The following is a 21,022-nucleotide window of genomic DNA, read 5'->3' as shown; positions in this document are numbered from 1 at the left end:
TCTTACAGATCGCGTAGCAACCGCTCGTCATAACGGCCTCGGTTTCGGATGCTGGTTTCGACGAGGTCTCGGAATTTCTTGCGTCGCTTGAGCTTGCTTTCCGCTGCAGCCGTTACCGTCAAAATACCGACGAGCAAACCAACAGAGCATTTCGCGATTTCAAAACAATCCAGTGCCTGATCGACCTCGCCAAACTTCCCGTCGAGAAAAGCATCGTCGATAGCATCGAACACGACATCAAGCGCCCGATCGGTCTCACCTATGCGATCAAGCTCTTGTGCTTGTTCGACGAATGAGGCTTCTACGCGATTGCTGACGGCTTGTTTCAGGACTTCCAAGATGCGTGCCGCGTCAACTTCTGCGGCAAGGCTTTCTAAAAATTTATCCCGTGTCGCAGTGTCGCTGCTGTTTAGGACGAAATCGGCGTGTTGCAGAAGGGAGGCAAGCGTTGGGGCAAGCGTGTCGCTTGCTCCTTTACTGTGTGCGTTCTCTAACGCGTGCTCCAGCAAAGCATCTTTGTGCTTCGCCATCGCATTTGATCCGTGAAGGATCACTCTTGGCAAGTTAGAGACTGCTTCGCTCAGGCCAGTGCGAATACGTTCGTAGAACTGCTTTTCGTCACCGGTGTCTTCAACAGGAATGTGCGATGAACCAAAGACGGGAACGTCTGGCTCAATTGTAAATCCATGTGCCATTATTTCTTTGACTCCTTGCCGGGGATCGTGGTGGGAGCTTTAAGTCCTTCTTCCATCTTTAGTTCAATTGTCGCGGCCTTACACAACGCCCGATCACACTGCTCGCGTAGTCTCAAGAGATCTTCTTGATCCAAAGCAATACTCACATCTTGACCACCTGATGAAGTGGAATATTCAAGTCGAAGTGTATAGGAGACGACCGCAGCCTCAATCTCGCCTGCATTTTCATCAAAAAGCGGCCGGATATCAGCGATGATGTTTGTGCGTCGCAGGAGATTCGCGTAGTCGTACGAGAGTTCCAACGCCATTGCGGCGAGGCGAACGACCTTCGTACTCATCAACTCGAAGAATGCATCCTCGATAGCGTGCCATTTCTCGAATTGCTCTTCATTCAGCGAAACCTGAAACGATCTACCAATCGCAAGCCGTATCTCGTCAAGTGTGGAATCAGATCGCCGAAGGATTGTGTAGAGCGAGAGCAATTGCCCAACGAGATCTTCACAGAGACCCGGGGTTAATTTTTCCCCTGTCGCAGGATCAAGACACTGTTGTGTCTCCTCGATCAAGTCGGAAGGACGCAAAGGTGGTGCATCCAAGTTGCCCCAATGATCACGGATCGCCGATAACTTTACCGAATCTAGAGCTAACACTCTGCCGATGCTGTCGATTTGTTCTTTATCGAGGCGAAGGCGGATAGCCATGGGTGCTTGTGTTCTTGCTGGTTGGAGGCCTGGAAAACGAGATGTTACAAGCAATTATATACGCGGAGGCGATCGCACGCGACAAGGCCAGCAAAAATTACCCAGATTGCCTGCCTGGCGTTTCGGATCGAACTGATGGTACGCAGTCTGCTCTCGAGCACCCTTAGTCGGCAAACGGGCGTCATCTCCAGAAGATCCAGAGCGAGAACTTGCCGCTCGGATTGCGGGTCATTCACAGAGAGCATGTTTCAGTCATCGACCAGCAGGTGAGGCAACAGCCTTGAAAACGATCAATGTCAACCGCCGGATCGGGATGGGATCGCCGGAGGAGGAGGCGCGACGATTCGCTACCTCACTGCTCAGCGATGGATCGCTGGATGGTGACGAAGTCTTGTTCGACGTGCGAGATTGTGATGCATGCCGACTGATCTCACCATTCATCTACTCGTGGCTTGAAGAGATGCAGAAGGCTGCCCCCCGAAGCTTGCAAGTAATCCGACAAGCCAAGTGGATCGCGAGATTCCGTTTCCAAGAAGAATGCATCGCGGAATGGGTCGCGAGTTCTGATTCTGAGGATGTACGGTCAAGCGATGACTGAACATTTACTATGCTCGATAAAGAACTAGTTTTTGAACAACAATAGATTCGCACTCGAATCTTACATCAAGAGAATGTGGGACCGAAAATCGTGATTCTTCTAAGTTTTGATTCCAAGCAAATCGTTCAAGTCATCGAGCAGTGCCCTTTTCGCTTCGTCGCTGATGCCGGCAATATCTTGATCTTTAACGCAAATTCGCAAGTCCTTGTGCAGTGAGAGTAGACGAGCGATCTGTCGATCAAGCTGAGATTGTGCGTTGATTGCTACGAGTTTTTGGGGACCCCGACGACGGTAGTGCGCAGCTGTTGATTTCGTCGATGAAACAGGTGCATAGTTGTTCGCGATTTGCTTTGCATCTTGCGGTGATTTCATTTTGTCGTTCCAAAATGGGGAGCAGTCGGTGGGGACGCCACCGTCCGCTGAATCTCTTATGATAGTGTCCACTTGACTTCCAAGCCACTTCATCATCAGAGCTGTTTCCTAAGGGGCACCGATGCCGCTCAATCCGATTGTCTATACAGAAAAGGTCGTTCGCAGTTTTCTTCGCTACCAACTAACCAGCTACGCGCTGGCCGATCCTCGTTTGTACGACCAAATGCGGGATCAACTGAGGCTCGATACGGTGCGAACCTCACCGCTGCTTCGCGGTCCTTACGTCAGTTTGTCGCGAGGATTTCGTCAGGGAGCTTCCGTCGAGCAATTGATTGACGATGGTGTGTTTCATCCGCACATGAAACGAATCGTGCCGAGCGGCTTTACCGCTGCCTATGGACACCAAGAGAGAGCTTTTCGAGCCATTGACACGGGCAGCCCGACGCTGGTCAGCACGGGGACGGGTTCGGGAAAAACCGAGTGTTTCCTGTATCCGATCATCAGCCGGTGTTTGCAACTGCGCGACGAAAACGCACCGGCTGGCATAGCAGCCGTGATCGTTTATCCGATGAATGCTTTGGCTGAAGACCAACTCGATCGGATGCGGGGCCTACTTGCTGGCAGCGGCATCACCTTTGGAATGTATGTCGGCAAGACGCCGGAGCACGAACGAGAGGTTCACGGCCACCGGATGGAGGTTGGTGAGAGCCGAGCGGATTACGAGTTCCGTATTCGTGAGACTCGCGAGGCGGGACAGAGCGATTCCGTTCATCCGGTTGAGGAGATCTGCTCACGCGAAAGAATGCGGACCGATGGTTCCCAGCCACGTATTTTGCTGACCAACATCAAACAGCTTGAACTGCTGCTGACTCGCCAGCGTGACGTTGAGCTTTTCGAGAACGCCCTGCTTGAGTTCTTGGTGTTCGATGAAGCCCACACGTTTACCGGAATCCAAGGTGCGGAGACGGCTTGCTTGATCCGGCGACTTAGAGCGTTCTGCGGCAAAGACGCTTCGCACACGACTTGCATCGCTACCTCGGCGACAATCGTGGACGAAAGAGATCCGGACGCCGCCCGCAAGTTCGCCTCTCGATTCTTTGGCGTTAATTCCGAATCTGTCGCAACCGTGAACGAGGAGTACCAGAACGATGAGTGGGCTGCCCATAGCTATCGCCCCGATCGTCCGCGAGAGTTGAGTAGACTCTTAGCGGACACTCTCGTGGCCGTCGAATCGCTGAACCCTGAAGAACAGGTCACATCGGTCTATCGCCGACTGACGAAGCGAGAGATCAATGGTGAGCAATGGCAGGAAGCATTGTTTGACGATTTACGACAGAACGAGATCGCGAAACAGATCCGAACTTCGCTGCTGGGACCACGCGAGTTGTCAACGCTGTTGAGTGAGTTAAAGACGACGGTTGGCCGAGCGGTCGGCGAAGAAGAGCTATTGTGTTATCTGACACTTGGCGCTGCGTCGTTGAAAGATGGCCGTCCGTTAATGCGCCCCGTGGTGCACGGATTCCTGCGTGGCATCACAGGTGGCGTCGTTTCGTTTCAAACCGGCAATGAGCCGACGTTGTCGCTCAGCAGTGCAGAAGAATTGGAGCGTGGAGAGGACGCCGAAAAGTGGTGGCGTCCGCGACTGTTTTCGTGCAATACATGCGGTCAGCATTATTTGACGACGCACTTGAAGGACTTCTCCTACACCGGTGCGACGCCGGGCGGCGGCGAGATGGGCGAGGACGAAGACCACTTTTGGGCACCGCAGGAGGCAAAACACGGCGGGACTCGCGTTGTGCTATTGGACACGATCGTCAACCAAGACGGCCAAGACCTCGCCAATCATGCTCGGGTAACGGCTCTTTATTTCTGTCGCCAGTGCGGTGCCGCTCATCCGAATCCTAAGTCGCGATGCCAATCCTGCGGCACGATGTCGGACATGGTTCGTTTGTACGCGGTCAAGAGCAAGGAAACGCATCCCGGAAATCTCACGAGTTGTTTTTCTTGTCGGGCTCTGGGCAGCGCCAACGGCCGGCGATACCGCGAGCCGATTCGCGAGGTGCGTGCGACGTCGGTTGCCGATGTACACGTGCTTGCTCAAGACATGGTTCAGCACGCGGAAAGAAAACGCCTGTTGTTGTTTGCGGACAATCGGCAAGACGCGGCTTTTCAAGCGGGATGGATGAAGGATCACGCACGTCGGTTCCGACTTCGTGGGTTAATGGCCGAAGCCATCGCTGGCGGCGCCGTTTCGATCGGCGACGTTGCGTTAAAGATGAGTGACCAACTAGATCTTGATGATTCGTACTCCCGAGCTTTGATTCCTGAAGTTTGGCGAGTTGCGCCAAAGGAAGGCAGCGGTGGATCACACGCGGATGAGCGAGCCTATTTTCTTCGTGTTCAGATGCTGCGTGAAATCACGATGGCATCGAACCAACGCAAGGGTCTTGAGCCGTGGGGACGGATTACGGTGAACTATGAGGGGCTGAATACGTCGGATGCATTTATCCAATCGTGGGCAAATCGGCTCGCCATGCCCGCGGAAGAACTGAAGGTCGGTGTTGAAACATTGCTCGATTCGCTGCGGCGACGACGATTGCTACGCGATTCACACCGCGAAATCTTCTCCCGCTACTGGCACGATGGCGATCGAGAAATCCAACGTGGATATCTTCCTATTCTGCCTGGTCCGAAAGGCATGAAGTTGGAGTTGGGTAATGGCGATGAGCGTGAGCGTGTCACGACTTGGATGTCTGAGCGAAATAATTTGATTCGTTCCATCGTTCGCAAATGGGGCGTTCCGCCTGAAGACGTTGGCGACTTTATTGAGGAGCTTTGGGCGTATTGCACCGCCCCAAGCAAAGCATTGTTGGTTCCAGTCACATTGCGAAGCAATAAGGGACGAGCGTTGCCACGATGCAGTGGTGTCTACCAGATTGACTCGGACAAGATTCGCATTACGGAGAACCACGGCTATTACTGCTGCAATCGTTGTCGCCGCCGAGTCACACGAAGGACTCCCAATAGTCTTTGCTTGGCGTGGCAGTGTGATGGCACGCTGGAATTTGTCGGCGAGGATCCTGACAATTATGACTTGCAGGTGTTGGATGAGCGTTACGCGATGCTTCGTCCGGAAGAGCATACGGCGATGGTTCCGCAGGACCACCGAGAGAAGATTGAAAACTGGTTCAAAGGAAGTGGCGACCACGTCAACACTCTGGTCTGCACGCCAACGCTTGAGTTAGGCGTAGACATCGGTGCTCTTGATTCGGTTTTACTTCGCAATGTTCCACCGTTGCCGTCGAACTATTGGCAAAGAGCCGGGCGTGCCGGTCGTCGTCACCGCATGGCAGTGACCATCACATACTGTCGCCCAGCGTCGCATGATCGGTCCTACTTTAATGATCCAATGCGGATGCTTGGCGGACGAGTGGATCCACCAGCTTTCAATCTGCGAAATAATGTCTTGGTTGCGAAACACGTTGCGGCAACGGTGATCACGCGACTGAATCAACTTGGGCGACCAGCGTCGGGTTTGCCGGAGCCAGACCGAGAATTGATTCACGACACGCTGAAGGAAACGCTTCCCTCTCGTATCACGCACTATCTCTTCACCGCATCCGGTCAGATGCGCAGCGAAGCTTTCAATGTTCAGCCTCTGGCCAATCTGATTCGGGCGCACCGCGAGGATCTGTTGCAATACGTTGGCCGAGCGTTTCGTGATGGCTGGCCAGACGAGGATGCCGATGTGACAACGCCGGAGGAAATCGCACGGCATATCGACCAGGTGGCGAGCAATTTGGAAAACGTGATCGGCAGGCTGCGAAAGCGTCTGCAATGGGCAGTCCGTGAAATCCGGCGTCTAAACCGCGTACGAGATGACGAAGGAACGCTTGGCTATGACGATGAAGCACACTTCAAGCGTTGCGACCGTCTCGTCAAGCAACTCAAAGGCATGGGCCGTCGTCGACGTGGCGACGCGGATGGCGTTGATGACACGGTCACGTTTAGCGTTCTGTCACAGGAAGGCTTCTTACCGGGCTACGGCTTGGACGGTGGGGCAATCGTCGGGATGGCGGAAGTTCCACGTTGGCAGATGGGGGCGATGGACTTTAATTTGCCGCGTGCTGCGTCGATGGCTCTCCGTGAATACGTGCCGGGAAACTTGATCTATGCAAACGGTCATCGTTTTGTAGCCCGGCGTTTTCATCGCGAGGCTGACATGGACGAAGTCGACACGCCAGTGTTTGCTGTGAACGTTGATCGAGAAGCAATCATCGAAAGCGACCAAAGCAGCGCCTCGGGCAGCCTCAGTGACATTGAGTTGATGGCGATTCCCGTGTGTGACGTGGACCTGGTTCACATGTCGCAGATCTCGGATGAGGAAGAAAACCGGTTTCAGTTGTCGGTAGCAACCTATGGTCGTGAACAAGGACGGCATAACGGTGGCCAGGCCTACGGTTGGGGCAGCAGTCCACTTCAATTCCGTCGAGGTGTCCATTTCCGCATGGTGAATGTCGGAGCGTCATCGCTTATTGACCGAACCCCGCCTGAAATGGGATATCCCGTCTGCCAAATTTGTGGACAGAGTGTTTCGCCACTTTCGTCCGTTCGTCAGATCCAGAACTTCCGCGAAAAGCATACTGAGTGGTGTAACAAGGAACCTGTCAATGTTGGCTTCTACGCTGACGTGGTCGCTGACGCGATCACAATGGTCGACGTGAAGGACCAGTCAACGGCGTACACGATTCTTGAGTCTATTCGGCAAGCTGCTGCGTCGGTGCTGGACATGCACTTGGATGACTTGCAGGTGCTTGTTGTCGGCCATGTCGATCGAGATGAAGTCAATGGGACTCTTTGGGATCCAATGCCAGGCGGTTCGGGACTACTGGCTCAGTTGCTCGAAAACTTCCCGCGAATCATCTCGACCGCGGCGGAGATGCTGGCGGGCTGTCCGTCAGATTGCGGCAGTTCATGCAACGATTGCCTGCAGACGTTTCGCAATGCGTACTACCATCGCTATCTCGATCGTCATGCGGGGCTCGAGTTTTTCGAGCGAGCAGGGAACCAGCTAGAGATTGAACACCCAATCCCCTCGCTCCAACCGTCACCGGAGAACAATCCCGTCGCCGCGGCTGGCGAAGTCAATGATGCCGAAGCCAAACTAAAGCATCTTTTGTCAGCGGCGGGCTTTGCGACCGGATCATTCCAGCAGCAAATTCGCTTCAAGTATGAGTTTCGACCGAGCCCAAACTTGAGTAGCACGACGCCGGATGTCTTTTTTGATCAGGATCCAGATGATCCCGATGAGATGGGGATCTGCATCTATCTCGATGGGATGAGTGACCACATCCACGGGAATGCCAAGACGGCGGCGAAGGATAGCGAGATTCGCTCTTGGCTTCGCAGCAAAGGATACAACGTCTTGGAAATCACTCGCGTCGATTTGGATGATGCCGGTGCGATGCGGCGTTATCTGAAGAAGCTTGGCCGTATATTGGTTGACAAAGAGTTCGCAAAGTCGCTTGACGAGAACGAAGAACTCGCGGCGGCTTTAGGCGGAAAGTCAGCTCCCCCTCCAAAGAAAGTGACGGCGACCGAATCATCTGCCAACCAAAAACCAACCGTCAAGCTTTCGAGTGAATACGAGGAAGTCCTTGATCTGGTAAGCGGCGACGTCCGAAAGCTGGTTCTTCAGCTTTCCAGTGACGGCATTCCTGCTCCCGAGCCTGGTTATCCGCTGGACGATGAAGATGGTGTCACGGTCGCCGAGAGCGAGTTGGCTTGGCCCGAAAAATTGGTGGCGTACTTTCGAGGCGGTGACGAGGTATCGGCCGAGCGATTTAAGTCACGATCTTGGACGGTTATCGTCGGGAAAGAATTGGGCACTGACGCTGCAGCCATCGCGGGGGCCATCAACGCATGAGCGTTCCGCAATTGGCCATTAGCAATGAGTTCATGGATGCTCTCGCACGGCTACCCAAATCCCAGCGAAAGAAGGTCCAAGAGTTCGCTAAGAAATTTCGAGCGGATCCACGATCAGCAGCAATCAACTACGAGAAAATTCACAACATGACGGACGATCGTGTCCGAACTGTTCGGATTGATCAAAAGTACCGAGCCGTTGTGCTGCACCCCAACACCGGTAACACCTACGTGCTGGTTTGGGTGGACAACCATGACGAAGCGATGGATTGGGCAAGAAACCGAACATTTGAGGTGCATCCAGAAACACAGTCGCTACAGATTCTGAACGTCGAACAAGTTCAGCAAACCTTGGCTCAAGCCAAGTTGGTACCTGCGAAGAAAGAAGGGCTTTTTTCGCACGACGACAAGACACTGCTTTCGTTTGGTATTCCCGCCATTCTTCTACCGGCGATCCGGGTAATCGAATCCAAGGAACAACTAGTACAGCTCCAAGGAGTTCTGCCAGCTGAAGCGTATGAATCTTTGGTGTGGCTTGCCGAAGGTGAGTCCGTGGAAGACGTCAAACAGGCTGTCGGCATGTTCCTTGAGAGTGATGAATCGCAAAAGCTGGCCGACGATCAGTCAGATGAGAGCGACGAGGACAAAGTTCTTTTGGAAAGTCAATCTGCTCGACGGTTTCGACGTGTGAGCAGCGATGAGGAACTAGACCGCATTCTTGCAGCGCCTCTGGAACAATGGCGAGTGTTCTTGCACCCACATCAGCGTCAAATGACACAACAGTCATTTTCGGGGCCGACTTTAGTCTTGGGCGGTGCAGGGACTGGCAAGACAATTGTTGCGATGCATCGTGCACGACAACTCGCCCTCAAGCTACCCGCGAACGAACGTTTACTTTTCACGACATTCACAAAGAACCTCGCGGAGAATGTGAAGTCGGTGATGGAGACGTTTTGTTGCGATGAGTTGGAACGTATCGACGTGCAGCACGTCCATGAGCACGCGATGTCGTGGCTCCGCACATCCGGCCAAATCCAAGTCGCCAGCGATGAAGAAATCGCACTTGCTTGGGATCAAGTTGCTGTTGATAACCCGACTAATTTTGAAACGGACGTACTACGCGATGAGTGGTTCTACACGCATGCAATACGTGGTGTAACAACGAGGGAAGACTATCTGCAAATGTCCAGAGTTGGTCGAACGCCCTCGCTTTCTCGTCGAGAGAAGGCGGGAGTTTGGAAAGCCTTTGAATTGTACAACGAGGCGCTCCGCCTTAGCGGCAAGATGAGCTGGGTGGGTGTCGCGACGAATGCTACTGCATTGTCAGCTAGTGCCGCTCAGCCAACGTATCGACACGTGATCGTCGATGAAGGACAAGACTTCACGGCGAGTGATTGGCGTTTCGTTCGTTCACTGGTCCGCCGTGCGGCAGATGATATTTTTATCGTCGCTGATCCTCGTCAAAGGATTTACCACGAACCAACGCAGCTAAAAGACGGTGACGTCCTCGTGGATGATCGAATTCATCGCTTACAAATCAACTATCGAACCACCGAGCAAATTCGCAGCTGGGCGACACGGCGAAGTGGCGCTGCCACGGCCTCAGACCTTTGCGAATCTGCATGGTCTGAGATTGCGACACACTCGCTTTTTGATGGTCCTGAGCCGGCGCTATTGGAGAATGTAGACCAACAATCCGAATCAATCGCTCTTGCGGAATTAGTTCATTCACTGAAAGACGAGTTCCCGTTGGAGGAGATTGCCGTTGTTGTACGCGCAAATTGGTTATTGAAACGCTTAAAGTCTGCTTTGAAGCAGAAGGGCATCGAGTTCAATATTTTGGATGGCAACTCTGCGGATGTTAGTGGTGTGCAGTTGGCAACCATGCACCGCGTCAAAGGGCTAGAGTTTCGATGTGTTGTAATCGCGGGACTCACGGACGCAGTGTTTCCAACGAAGTATCGCGGTCGTGAGGACGATGATCTGGCACGAGAGCGGCACATTATCGCCGAGAAAAACCTTCTCTATGTTGCCGCCTCACGAGCACGAGACCGACTATACGTATCGACTGTCGGCGGCTTTGCGAGTTCGCACTACTTAGCGAATGATCAAGTGACGCTATGAGCTTTTCTAATTTGGTGTCTGAAGCAATCGAGTGAGCCAACAAATGAACGGACGATCAATACGCCTTTATCTCGTCGACGGTGATGCATCAGGATTGCTAACTGCCGAGGTGATGAACTGGAGCGGAAAAATGCTGGTGTCGCCGCGGACCAAGCTGGCTGAGCTTGCCAAGCGAGACGAGATCTCGCGGACGGGAATCTACATTCTCGCGGGACCGGACCCAGAGAATCCGATCGGCGAGGTGGTCTATGTCGGTGAAGGCGACAACGTGTTCAAACGGCTAGCTTCCCACGACAAGGACGAAAGGAAGGAGTTCTGGACTCGCTGCGTCGCGATAATCAGCAAGGACTTGAACCTGACGAAGGCCCACGTACGATACCTGGAAAGTCGACTAATCTCGATGGGTTACGCGGCCGGCCGGGCGATGATCCACAATGGGACCGCTCCACCGCTACCGCCAATGCCTGAAGCGGATGTCGCGGATATGGAAGGGTTTCTTGAGCATATTGAATTGGTGCTGCCGGTACTCGGGTTTTCATTCCTGAAGCCGAAGCCAACGGTTAGACCTACGACGCCTGGAACTGTTGAGCCATCGGATGCTTCACCAGTGTTTGAGTTCTCTTCAGGCGATGCAACTGCGAAAGCCCAAGAGATTGACGGTGAGTTTGTCGTATTGAAGGGATCAACGGCAACACTGACGCCGCGTGCGAGTTGGACAAGTTATCGGGACCTGCGGGCACAGTTCGTCGAAGACAAGAAACTCGTCGAAGTCCCAAACAAAGGCTTGTTACTATTCGCCGAAGACGTCGCACTTAGCAGCCCCAGCGCTGGTGCTGCAATCGTCGCGGCCGGAAACACCAATGGGCGGATAGCTTGGAAGGTGATTGGAACGCGTCAGACGTACGCCGATTGGCATCAGTCACAATTGCCGGAGCAGGACAACTCGGATGGAGAGTAGACCGAGCCACTACGACATCATCGGTGATATTCACGGACATGCGGACGAACTAAAAGCATTGCTTTCCGACCTGGGGTATAGCCGGCGCGGGTATCGGCGTGCGGATCGGAAAGTCGTGTTCGTTGGCGACTTTGTGGATCGTGGTCCGGCAATCGGGGACGTTGTCGAGATTGCTCGTGCGATGGTGAATTGACGCAGTGGCTAATGTTCAGCAGGCCCTCGGGCATTGTGATTCCACGTGTGTAATGCAACGGTAATGCCGGTCGAAACGATCAGGTCGTGCTTCACTGTCCGATAATCCCGGGTATGTAGCGAATGCGGTGTGGACGTATCGATTGTGCCGCCAAGAAGCTTGGCTGGGGAGCACTAGTATTCGCCACCTAGTCTCGGCTCTACCTGGTGAAGTCGCAATCACCGGTGCAGAGCCAAACGACTCGACCGAGACTTGAAGCCGTAGGGGCTGGTTTGGTGGCAAGTCAGTGGCTATGACGAATATTTCGCTGCTTTGGATTTTTGCGCCGCTACGAATTGGTGTGAAAAGCAATCCATGGAAGACGATGAAAACGACTTCATGAAGAGGATTTTGTTCACGCACATGACGGTTGCGATTGTACCGAAAAGAAGCTGAATGCAGACTTCCACCAACTCAGTTTTCCAGAATACGATTGCTTGGCTGCATACAGAATCCCTCGCTGCTCAACGGCAGTGGGGTGCTTGACTCCCCGCTTGGTTTTGGTAGCTTTTTGTTAATTGTAATTGGGTGGGCTTAGGCGTGGAATGGTGAGGGCTATGCACTGGCAAGATGCACTGGTTATTGCGCTGATCTTTTGTGCGTTTGGGTTTTTAGCTTTCCGGTTCTGGACGCTGGCATTTGTTGAGTCACCCGGTCGCCGAATCGATAAGTTATTGGGCTACGTAAACAAACTTGCAACGCGTCGGCTGATTTTTGATGCGATCATGTGCACCTCCTGTTCTCTTTTGATCGCAGCACTCGTCGTCGTCGTCGTTGATGAGGACGTCAGGCAATCACTTCTTGACCGTTCAATGCAAACCTCCGACGCTCAGTCCAGTTTTTCGTTGGAATATCGGAGTGTTGGTAGCGGACTGATAGTTACGTTGCTCTTGATCTTTGCATGCACTTGGCCTGCAGTCACGTGCTCCAGTCGAAATTCGTGGTTTGCGCTTTGGCCACTATTTCGAGAAAAATGGCCCGGCGATCTTACGAAGAGACAATTGCAGGTGTGTGAGCACTTGGCATGGTGCAGTGACGCAGATTTCCTGCGTTACACATCCTCGATATACAATCGTTTAACAAACCGCACACCGCCCGAACCTTACCGACTCTGGGCACACTCAATTCTTCCCTTGGTCAACCGCGATGAGATGCGGCGGCAAGCTGACGACTTGACGCAAGCCATCTACTCAGAGTTTCTGGATCGACTCGATGAAGTACTTGTTTCTTATGACAAGGAAAACAAGCAAGCTCTAGATCAAGCGAAGTGTCACCAAGCTTTTGGCGTTTCGATTGCATATATCTTTTCCACGACAGTCGCATTTGCTTTAGCATTGCTTGTAACCGTTGTGGTTTTACGACCATGGGAGATGGCTGAGCAACTCATGTCCTACGTGTCGTTTCTTTAGCAATTACTGTGTAGTTTTGGCCTACTAGCGGGAGAGAAATAATGAGAGTTGGTAAAAGACGCCCCCTCCTGGTGGCAGTGCTCATCGCGAATTTCGTTTTTCCCATCGGCTGTCGCCGTAGTGCTGAGTCCCCTGGCTCCGTGGGCAAAACTCCGACGAAGCCAACGACGGTAGTCAAGTCAGTAGGCGACGCAGAAAAATTGCTTGAGTACTACAAGCAGCGGAACCTCGCCTTGGCCGATAGTCCCGACCCGCAAGCAACGATCAATGAAATTACAAATAATGACCCGCCGCTCACTACGTTTGATGAGTTTGAGAGTCGCTTTAGGTCGGTAATGTCCCAGCGATTTGGGCGTGATGGCCTATCCTGGGACAGCGCGGTTGATGAATTCGAGCAGCACCGCGACGCCCTGGAAATAGCAACGAATCGGAAGATACCTGATCCGACACGTGTCTTGGCCAGCGTCCAAGAAAAGTTGAATGGTTCGACTGACGAAAATCGAGACAAGTTGCTGCGATTCCGAGACGCGATCGTCACATACGACGGTGTCGCAAGAAGGACTGCCGGTGCAGTTACGAGAGTCGCTAGCGACCTAGCGCAACCGATTGAATCGTTTGGTGCCATAGTTGAATCGATAGATCGGTTGAAGAGTAGCTCCGAAAATGGAACTCCCGATGGATCCATGTTCGCTGTTAATGGGCCATACGCCGGTCTCGCGAATGATGTGGTAATGCTTCGTGGAGATGAGTTTTCGGAAAATGCTGTTGAAATGGCGCTCGCGACCAAGGAACTTCGAAACGCGAATAGCGAACTCCGGAACGCTCACGATGCGCTCGATGAAGAATCTCGCGACGAGGCTTCCGAAGAGTACTCCAATGAATCAGACGAGCATACTGAGGGTCGCGAAAGTGAAAGAACTGCGATTATCGGGATTATTAGCTCGGTGGTTACGGTGCTTTTGGTGGCGTGTCCTGAGTCACTCGGCGTGACTTGTATCATCGCCGCAGTAGTCATCGTTCTTGCGTTGATCTATTACCTGATCGTGAGTATGGACAGTAGCGAGTCCGTTAACAATCGATCGACCTCAAATAGTCCTGAAAACCAAAACGAAGGCCCCAAACGCGATCACAGTCCGGCGACTAGTCCGGAGGATTTCGACAAGGATGTGAGTGACGGCACGGAAACAAGAAGTCTGACCGAACTGTTAAATTCGATTATTCCTGATGAGGTCGAGAAGTATGTCGTGCCTTCGACTGTAGGCAATCATATCTACTCTGTTTACAAGAGTGGTTCGTCCGTGGTCTTTGACGTATTGGTCGATGGGGATATTCGAGAGAGATTGAAACTGCCATTTGATTTGAGTGATGTTGCCTTTGAGGATATCGTCTTGGTGGCGGCAAGCGGAGAACTCCGCATTGAGAAGATCACCGTAACTCACGATGAGCAAATTGCTTCGGTCGAAATCGTTCTCTCGGGAGTTGGCGACCAACAAACGACGCTTACATGGCGACGAGACGGCGATAGCAGTTGGAAGGTAGAAGGACGGTAGTCCCAGGAACAAGCGAGTGCCTAATGCGAGAATATAATTCACTGGCTCAAATTCGCCGATGGCGAGGTCGCCGTTGGCTGATCTGGTTTATGTGTTACTCACTGATTCTTCCTGGGTGCCAAGGATGCAGGAAAAAGGTTGAGATTGCGCCGGTTGAACCAACGGTAAAATTTGATCTTCAGGACTTTTTGGGTAAACGAAAGGAGTGGAATGACGAGTTCGAGAGGAAGCGAAAAAAGCATGTAGCGACCACTGGCGATGAGGTTCCAGAGCAGAACTCCTACGTTCAACCACCAACTGACGACCTGATTCCGCTGGACAAGGTGCCGCCGCCCGTCGTTGATGAAACTAAGGTTGCAAAGGTTAGTTCTTATGAGGCATTTCGGGCGCGTTTTGAGAAGGAATCCGGGAAGCCGTGGGATGATTTTAAAGTCTCAGTTGATGAAGCCATAAAAGCCCAGAGCCTGGTACAAGAGATTGAACGTCCTCCTAGTCCACAAAAACTGCTATCGCTGCTTGAGCTAACGAAGAAAGACGCCGGTTGGTCAGCAGTGCAAAAATCTGACATAGAGGACGCTCAGAAAAAGACGGGCTCATTCGATGAGGTCGCTCGGGAATACTTGGCTAAACACCAAGTGCTAGCTCAACATTGGAAACCGTTGTTGGGAGAGGTAGCAGAGTTCATTGAAGGCATCGACGGGCTTCGTGACGAGCAACTGCCTAAGGATCAAGTCAAACAGAAAGTTGACAAGATATTTGCGAAAGACGGTCCTTTCGTGAGAGCAACATTGCGTATGGCTAGCTTCTCGCACGACAGTGTTTCTGAGGAGGTGCATCGCCTAGCTGAACAGCACGGAAAGCTTGAAGGGTTGTTCAAAGAAGCTGAATTGGCACTTCGATTGGTTGAGGAACACAGGTTTTCAGAGCCACTCAACAAGGAAATTGCTTCCTACTTAGACGATGCGCTCAAATGGAAGGAAGACGTTAAGAAGAAGTCCAAGGACTTCTGGGAGAAATCTGGTGACGTCTTATCGGATTGGGATAAGGTAACCGCGATTGTGGCTTTGTCGTTTATCAATCCGCTTTTCGGCCTCGCGGCGTTCCTTGTAATGGTGCTGGGAGGAGGTGGTGGTGAGGGGCCGGGCTCGGGAGGCGACGGTGAAGAAGGCGGCGACGGAAACCGGAATTCAGATTCTGACAAGGATTCCGAAAGTCCTAGAAGTGGGCAGTCAGGCGGCGAATCTGATCCTAGCGCTTCGACTGATCAGCAGCCTGACCCCCTTACGGCAATACCTGAAGGTGCTCAGCCGGTTGAGATCGATAAAAACGAAGAAGGTGATTGGAATCTGATCGTTTTCGATGACGGCAATTGGCGGGTGCATCGGGTTCGTCACAAGGATGCCGAAGCAGAGGATTTTACAGAACTCAAAATCCCAATTGGTGACTCGAGATTCGCTGTCCTAACGCGGCCTGCACATCCTATAAGCGTTGAGTCAGTCAGCAATACCGCTGAAGGAGCATTCGGCAATGGTTTTCCCTGGTCGATTTCATTTTCGGGGTTCACACATACTGATGAGCTGATAGTTGCGTGGCAGCAGGACGCAGAGAAACCAGAGATATTGGTAATTGGCGATCCAACCATCGTCATTCCGAACGACCCGGACACAACAGTGATTCCCGTGGTGGGCGACGTAAAAGGTGACACACTTTTCTTGGTAACCAGCGACAGCGATCACTGGATTCTGGAGGCCGTCTTTGGTGCATTGGCTGACACGAAATTGAAAGTGTCGATTGCGTTGACTGACACGGAAATGCATGCAATTACAAAGGCTCATGAAGACGTGAACGCCGTGTTGGAAATTAGTAGTATTGTTCCTGACCAAAAGGACGGAAAAGCTGTCTTCCCGTTAAAAGTCACATTTCTAGGTTTCGCGGACGACCAGGCACGAGTTGTTACTTGGACTAATGGGACCGCATACAGTGGTCGTTGAAACCGAATTCTTGAAATTACTATGAGACGAACTGTTCATCGAAACACAGCAGACTTTTCAACCTCCTTTCTTGATCTTTGCTGCTGCGCTTTAGGTGGAATGATTCTACTGATGATGCTACTAATCCCGCAGCCGAAATCCGAAGTCGGAGCGTTAGGCAGTCCACTTGATAGAGAGATTCAGCTCACAATCCAAATTCCACGATTCGGATCGGCGTCAGGTATCCGATCGCCGGACGACATGAGCAATACGGAACCGACGGATCTCAGGCCCGTTTTGACTTTGGGGGCAATCCAGAACATCCATCTCGAAGTCCATCCCCTTGGCTATGCTCATGACTTCGGGCCCTCTGGTCTGAGCGGCGGGCATGTTACCGTTGACGAGACACCAGACGATCTTTTGGGTATTGGACTCGTGGAACTCTCAATATCCGAGGCTTCAGGAAGCAACCTGTGGTTTTCAAAAATAGGCAGCAATTCTGGCCCGGACTCTGTCACTTCTTTGAATGCGAAGCTTACTGTTCCAGTCAATGCCGAAATTTCCTGGAAGGCGCAGACGATCAGGCTTGAGGTCGTGTTTGAGGCCCCCGCTCAGAATGTGGTTGTAGGTACCGAAGCGTTTTGGGAAGGGTTAGTCGATGCTTGGCCTGACCTGTACGCCGCTCCACTGCCAAATTCGTTGGGAAACGAACGCCCCTGGCACCCAACTGCGAGTGTTGAGCTCACGCCTGATGACGAAAGACGATCTGTTCGAACCGCAACGTTGGTTGAAGTGCTTGCAAACGACAACGCGGGAAATGTAGCAATACCTGGTCTAATCTTAGATAACGGAAGTGATGCCACGTTTTCATGGTATCGGAGACCAAGTGGATCGGAATCCCAGTTGCTGCTGATCCAGAACTTGGCCAAGTCTAAGATTCAATCAGCAGCCATCGCTAGCGCCGAACCATGGTACGTGGGCCTCGAGCTACCCAGCACTTCCTTGCAAAGTAAGTCGCTGACATTTCGGTTGGTCGCGATTTGCAATTTTCAGGAAGATATTTCTGATGATACCCTGCTTAAGATCAAGTCCCTGGATTTGAAACCGGAGCAGCCCTAATGCGCAAACAACGGACGCTCCCCAATTTCTCTGCGTCACTATTAGATCTGCTTTGTTCCGCGCTTGGCGGCGTCGCTCTAATGGTGTTTCTTTTTGCCGCGATGCGGCGGAATGCGGAAGCGGACGCTGGTATGGAATTACAACGCCGATTACAAATTGAAATTCTGAAGCCATACGATTTCTTAAGAGTTGGCGACAGTGTAAGTCTCCAAGTGCGTGATGCGGAAGGATTTGAGGTGCTTCTACCGCACAATGTTGACCTTGAGGCAAATGATGGTAGCGGTAAACTGATTTTACGGCGTCCAAAGAGTTCGTCGTCCAAGTTTCTTATCGAAATCAGAAGCCGCGAAAATATTGAGCTAGCACTCGATGTTTGGTTGCGTCGACTTGAGTTGCGTCACCTCAGCGGCCCCGATGCAAGTTCGTTCCAACGACTGTTGCGCGGCGATCAAGAGCTGAAGTTTCGAGTGATGTGGGTAAGCAATCAGGAAACGAAGTCGCCGGATCAGTGCATCCTAAATGCATCGAATCGCTTTTACGTACGGGACGTTCAACTGGGGATTGCAAAATGAGAGGCAATGCATCCTTATCCATGAAACTAACAATAGTTGTCTTGTCGTTACTCGCCGAAGCTAGTATTTCTTCTGGCGATAATCTTGGTCGATCGGACACCTCGGAACGAATCAAGTTAGCTTTAAGTAATGGTTCCGGTGATCCCGCCGCTTGGTTCTTGCCGAGGGACGGATACGAGTTGGCAGTGTCCGTGGGATGGCGGGACCGCTCAAAGAGCGACGTGCCTCTTCTGCTACTTGTTGATCGAGGGGGACGTATCAACCCTTCAGTAATAGAGGTTGAGGTAGACGACAATGCCAGAAACTGGCTACGTGCCAAATTCATTCCAACGCCTTTGACTTGGCCTGTCAAAGAGGCCACTAGTGGCCGAGTCCACCAAGCTTTGCAGTCCATCGGTTCGCTTTTGTACCCCTTGCTACAATCGTCCCGGAGCGATGGGCTGCAACCGGATCAATGGAGAATTGTGTCCGACGGAGAGTTGGATCGCGGCGGTGCTTGGCTGGCGATAGGGATCGATTCGACAACGAGGAAAGGTCGGCTAAATTCAAGCCAGATTTCTCTATCGGACGTTAACCAAGCACCGAAAGTGAAGCTGCTGCAAGGCCTTACTGTCGATCCTTCGCTACTTCGTAGAATGCTCACTGCACCATGGCGACCCAACGCAAACGCAGTGATCGGACGACGGGCTATTGTTATCGATATGGGGAGTCAAATCGCTTTGAGTTTTAACAAGTCAGCATCCACGTTAGAGGATCTCATTCAGAATCGCGGCCTGACAAAAACCAAGGGATTCTTCGTTTTTCCCGCATTTTGGATCGGTCCGCCGACGGGCTTGACGGCGACCACCATCGGCGTTGCGGAAACACTTGCCGCCGGGATGGATCCTGACACGCTTGATCCCCTACAAGACCCTCTTTTGTGGCTAATATCCGCACCCTAAAAGGTTGCCTTGATGTCCGATAGTGAAAACGAGTCCTCGAAATGGAGCATGAGCGAATTATTTCGCTCTGCTGCTAGCTGGATCCGCTCAGCCCCGAAATGGATCCGAGAAACACCAAGATGGTTCAGTGTCGCTATTGGCGCTATCGCCGTTGGTTCGCGTCTCGGCCTTGTATTAATCTGTGTTGTCGGTGGTACCATGGGCTGGGTAAGCCTAGCAATGATAAACGCAGCTGCAACAAGCGCGTTACCAAGTTCGCTTCGAGCACCTGAAGACACTCGTCAGTGGACTTCTCTTGGCCAGATAGGCGATCCTAAAAAGACAGCGAGGATTCGGATTCAGGGGTCAAAGATCAAGTCCGCAGCTGATGTATTTCTTGTCGACAAACCCTTCGTCGATGGCGTGAATAGGGAACGGAGTGACGCAGTCTTTATTTCTGGCCGACGTTACTATGCACGCATTGTTCATCCAGAGGTCCTCCCACCGAGGGCAAAGGACGCCCCTTCAAGGTATCCGTATCTCATGGTGGTAGAGGTCACCCACACGCAAACCGCGGACGGGTCTCAACGGGTCATTGCAGATGTCGGGTGCTGGCACCTTCCTGATGGGGAAAAGCGAGAGGAGAGAGAAATCCGACGCATACCTTGGTGGAGAACCAAGTCGCTCGCCAGCGCCCCCCGTTTCTTAGATGTGGAGTCGCGTGGAATAACCAGCGAAATCTCCTTCCCAACCAGCCCGGGATCGCTTGCCAGCTGGGTACGTACATACTGGAAGTCGGTATCAGAAGAAGCCAGCCATCACTATCGCATCGACGGAACGAACCTCAAGCTTTCGCAGCAACAGATCAACACTGCTTTGGCCGACGCCTTAGAGGCTGCAATGGAGGATGAATGGGGGGACGTGCAAACAGAAACAGCAGTTGTTGTTTTGCGCGTGTTCAACGGAGTAATTCAATTGCTGATAATCGCATCGTTTTGGGGATTGGTGCTAATCGTTTTTTGTAGATGGCTCACCTTTGTTCTTGCGGAACAACGCACGCAGATTCCCCTTGGTTTGCCGGCTCCCGCAGGCTCGCTCACTGTTGGTTGGTTGCGAAACGAGATTAAGAATGCATCGGAATTTGGGCATGGGCACAGGCAAACATGGGGTGTCTTCAGTGCCTCGACGAGAATCTGGGAATCCACTCTCCGAGCCATACTTAGCAGAGCCCAGATGGCCGGTTTGCCAGAGTTCGTGCAGTCGCTTGCGAACCAAGAGGCCGACCGCCGAGACAACTCCTCCTTCCACTTGCGGTTCCTTTTGGGAGCAATGCCTGGACTGGGGTTTCTTGGCACTGTCTGGGGAATCGGAACAGCGCTAATGGGAACTGGTGCCGTCCTTTCCGACGAATTAGCAAAGCAGCAGAGCGGCGTTTCGACGGTCGCTCTCTCGCTGGGGCTAGCGTTTGACACGACTTTCGTGGCATTGTTGCTAACACTCATCGCTACGTATCTTGCTACGTGGCTTTCTTCGAGGGAGCAGTCGGCAATTGAAGCAGTTCAGGATGAAACGCTTGCAGAACTGTTCTCAAAGCATGAGCGATTCAAGACGATACGAGATGACGGGAGTCAGATCGTCCATGAGCCGATAGCAAGTGAGCCGATCGGCATCCGAACACCAGTTCCCGATGCACCTCCCATAACACCAGTTCGCAGCGAGGATTTTGGGGAACCGGAAATAGAAATTACCGCACCGATGCCCCCCACAATAGAATCCAATGCTTGGTTGTTCGGCTTTAGCATTCGATGCCTGTTGACTGGAGGTGCGTTAGCCGCGATGGCGTTAATCTGCCGACACCTCGGTGGCTAGAATTGCAT

The 21,022-nt window shown here is 52.4% G+C and carries 15 protein-coding genes; 12 read left to right on the top strand and 3 right to left on the bottom strand.

Translation table 11 applies throughout. The features are described 5' to 3' along the window. Window positions 1-2 precede the first annotated feature (2 nt). A complete protein-coding gene (locus SH528x_RS10850; protein ID WP_442510545.1) occupies window positions 3-695 on the bottom strand; it encodes a hypothetical protein in 693 nt (230 codons plus the stop codon). After that, complete coding sequence (locus tag SH528x_RS10845) at window positions 695-1,396, bottom strand: hypothetical protein (RefSeq protein ID WP_442510544.1); 702 nt, start codon at window positions 1,394-1,396, stop codon at window positions 695-697. The genes SH528x_RS10850 and SH528x_RS10845 overlap by 1 nt, the downstream gene beginning before the upstream one ends. A gap of 280 nt (window positions 1,397-1,676) precedes the next feature. Between SH528x_RS10845 and SH528x_RS10840 the strand changes: the two genes are divergently transcribed. Further along, window positions 1,677-1,994: a hypothetical protein gene (locus tag SH528x_RS10840; protein WP_442510543.1), complete on the top strand. Its 318-nt coding sequence runs from the start codon at window positions 1,677-1,679 to the stop codon at window positions 1,992-1,994. 99 nt (window positions 1,995-2,093) lie between these two features. On the opposite strand, the gene SH528x_RS10835 is transcribed toward SH528x_RS10840, so the two are convergent. After that, window positions 2,094-2,366, bottom strand: a complete 273-nt coding sequence (locus SH528x_RS10835; RefSeq protein ID WP_442510542.1) for a hypothetical protein — start codon at window positions 2,364-2,366, stop codon at window positions 2,094-2,096. A gap of 121 nt (window positions 2,367-2,487) precedes the next feature. On the opposite strand from SH528x_RS10835, the gene SH528x_RS10830 reads away from it, so the two are divergent. The 11 genes from SH528x_RS10830 to SH528x_RS10780 all read left to right on the top strand — a co-directional run bounded on the left by SH528x_RS10830 (window position 2,488) and on the right by SH528x_RS10780 (window position 21,014). Next, window positions 2,488-8,292 (top strand): DEAD/DEAH box helicase, encoded by a 5,805-nt coding sequence (locus tag SH528x_RS10830; RefSeq protein ID WP_442510541.1) that lies wholly within the window; start codon window positions 2,488-2,490, stop codon window positions 8,290-8,292. Further along, the gene (locus SH528x_RS10825; protein WP_442510540.1) at window positions 8,289-10,415 is read left to right on the top strand and encodes a 3'-5' exonuclease; all 2,127 of its coding nucleotides are present in this window, start codon (window positions 8,289-8,291) and stop codon (window positions 10,413-10,415) included. The genes SH528x_RS10830 and SH528x_RS10825 overlap by 4 nt, the downstream gene beginning before the upstream one ends. 43 nt (window positions 10,416-10,458) lie before the next feature. Next, window positions 10,459-11,373, top strand: coding sequence for a GIY-YIG nuclease family protein (locus SH528x_RS10820; RefSeq protein ID WP_442510539.1), 915 nt, complete (start codon window positions 10,459-10,461; stop codon window positions 11,371-11,373). Next, window positions 11,363-11,566 (top strand): metallophosphoesterase, encoded by a 204-nt coding sequence (locus SH528x_RS10815; protein WP_442510538.1) that lies wholly within the window; start codon window positions 11,363-11,365, stop codon window positions 11,564-11,566. The genes SH528x_RS10820 and SH528x_RS10815 overlap by 11 nt, the downstream gene beginning before the upstream one ends. Window positions 11,567-12,738: 1,172 nt before the next feature. Beyond that, entirely contained in the window at window positions 12,739-13,014 is a 276-nt protein-coding gene (locus SH528x_RS10810) for a hypothetical protein (protein WP_442510537.1), read from the top strand. A 140-nt stretch (window positions 13,015-13,154) separates the two neighbouring features. Beyond that, the gene (locus SH528x_RS10805) at window positions 13,155-14,564 is read left to right on the top strand and encodes a hypothetical protein (RefSeq protein WP_442510536.1); all 1,410 of its coding nucleotides are present in this window, start codon (window positions 13,155-13,157) and stop codon (window positions 14,562-14,564) included. 23 nt (window positions 14,565-14,587) lie between these two features. Then, the gene (locus SH528x_RS10800) at window positions 14,588-16,555 is read left to right on the top strand and encodes a hypothetical protein (RefSeq protein WP_442510535.1); all 1,968 of its coding nucleotides are present in this window, start codon (window positions 14,588-14,590) and stop codon (window positions 16,553-16,555) included. 21 nt (window positions 16,556-16,576) lie between these two features. Continuing rightward, on the top strand, window positions 16,577-17,653 hold the full coding sequence (locus SH528x_RS10795) for a hypothetical protein (RefSeq protein WP_442510534.1): 1,077 nt from the start codon (window positions 16,577-16,579) through the stop codon (window positions 17,651-17,653). Beyond that, window positions 17,653-18,225, top strand: coding sequence for a hypothetical protein (locus SH528x_RS10790; RefSeq protein ID WP_442510533.1), 573 nt, complete (start codon window positions 17,653-17,655; stop codon window positions 18,223-18,225). Before SH528x_RS10795 ends, SH528x_RS10790 begins: the two co-directional genes overlap by 1 nt. A 635-nt stretch (window positions 18,226-18,860) precedes the next feature. Further along, window positions 18,861-19,166, top strand: a complete 306-nt coding sequence (locus SH528x_RS10785; RefSeq protein ID WP_442510532.1) for a hypothetical protein — start codon at window positions 18,861-18,863, stop codon at window positions 19,164-19,166. A 12-nt stretch (window positions 19,167-19,178) separates the two neighbouring features. Then, a complete protein-coding gene (locus tag SH528x_RS10780) occupies window positions 19,179-21,014 on the top strand; it encodes a MotA/TolQ/ExbB proton channel family protein (RefSeq protein ID WP_442510531.1) in 1,836 nt (611 codons plus the stop codon). Window positions 21,015-21,022: the final 8 nt, after the last annotated feature.

The sequence above is a fragment of the Novipirellula methanifontis genome (assembly GCF_052161655.1).
In the GTDB taxonomy this organism is placed as follows: Bacteria; Planctomycetota; Planctomycetia; order Pirellulales; family Pirellulaceae; genus Novipirellula.
This window is presented reverse-complemented; position numbering and strand designations above follow the sequence as displayed.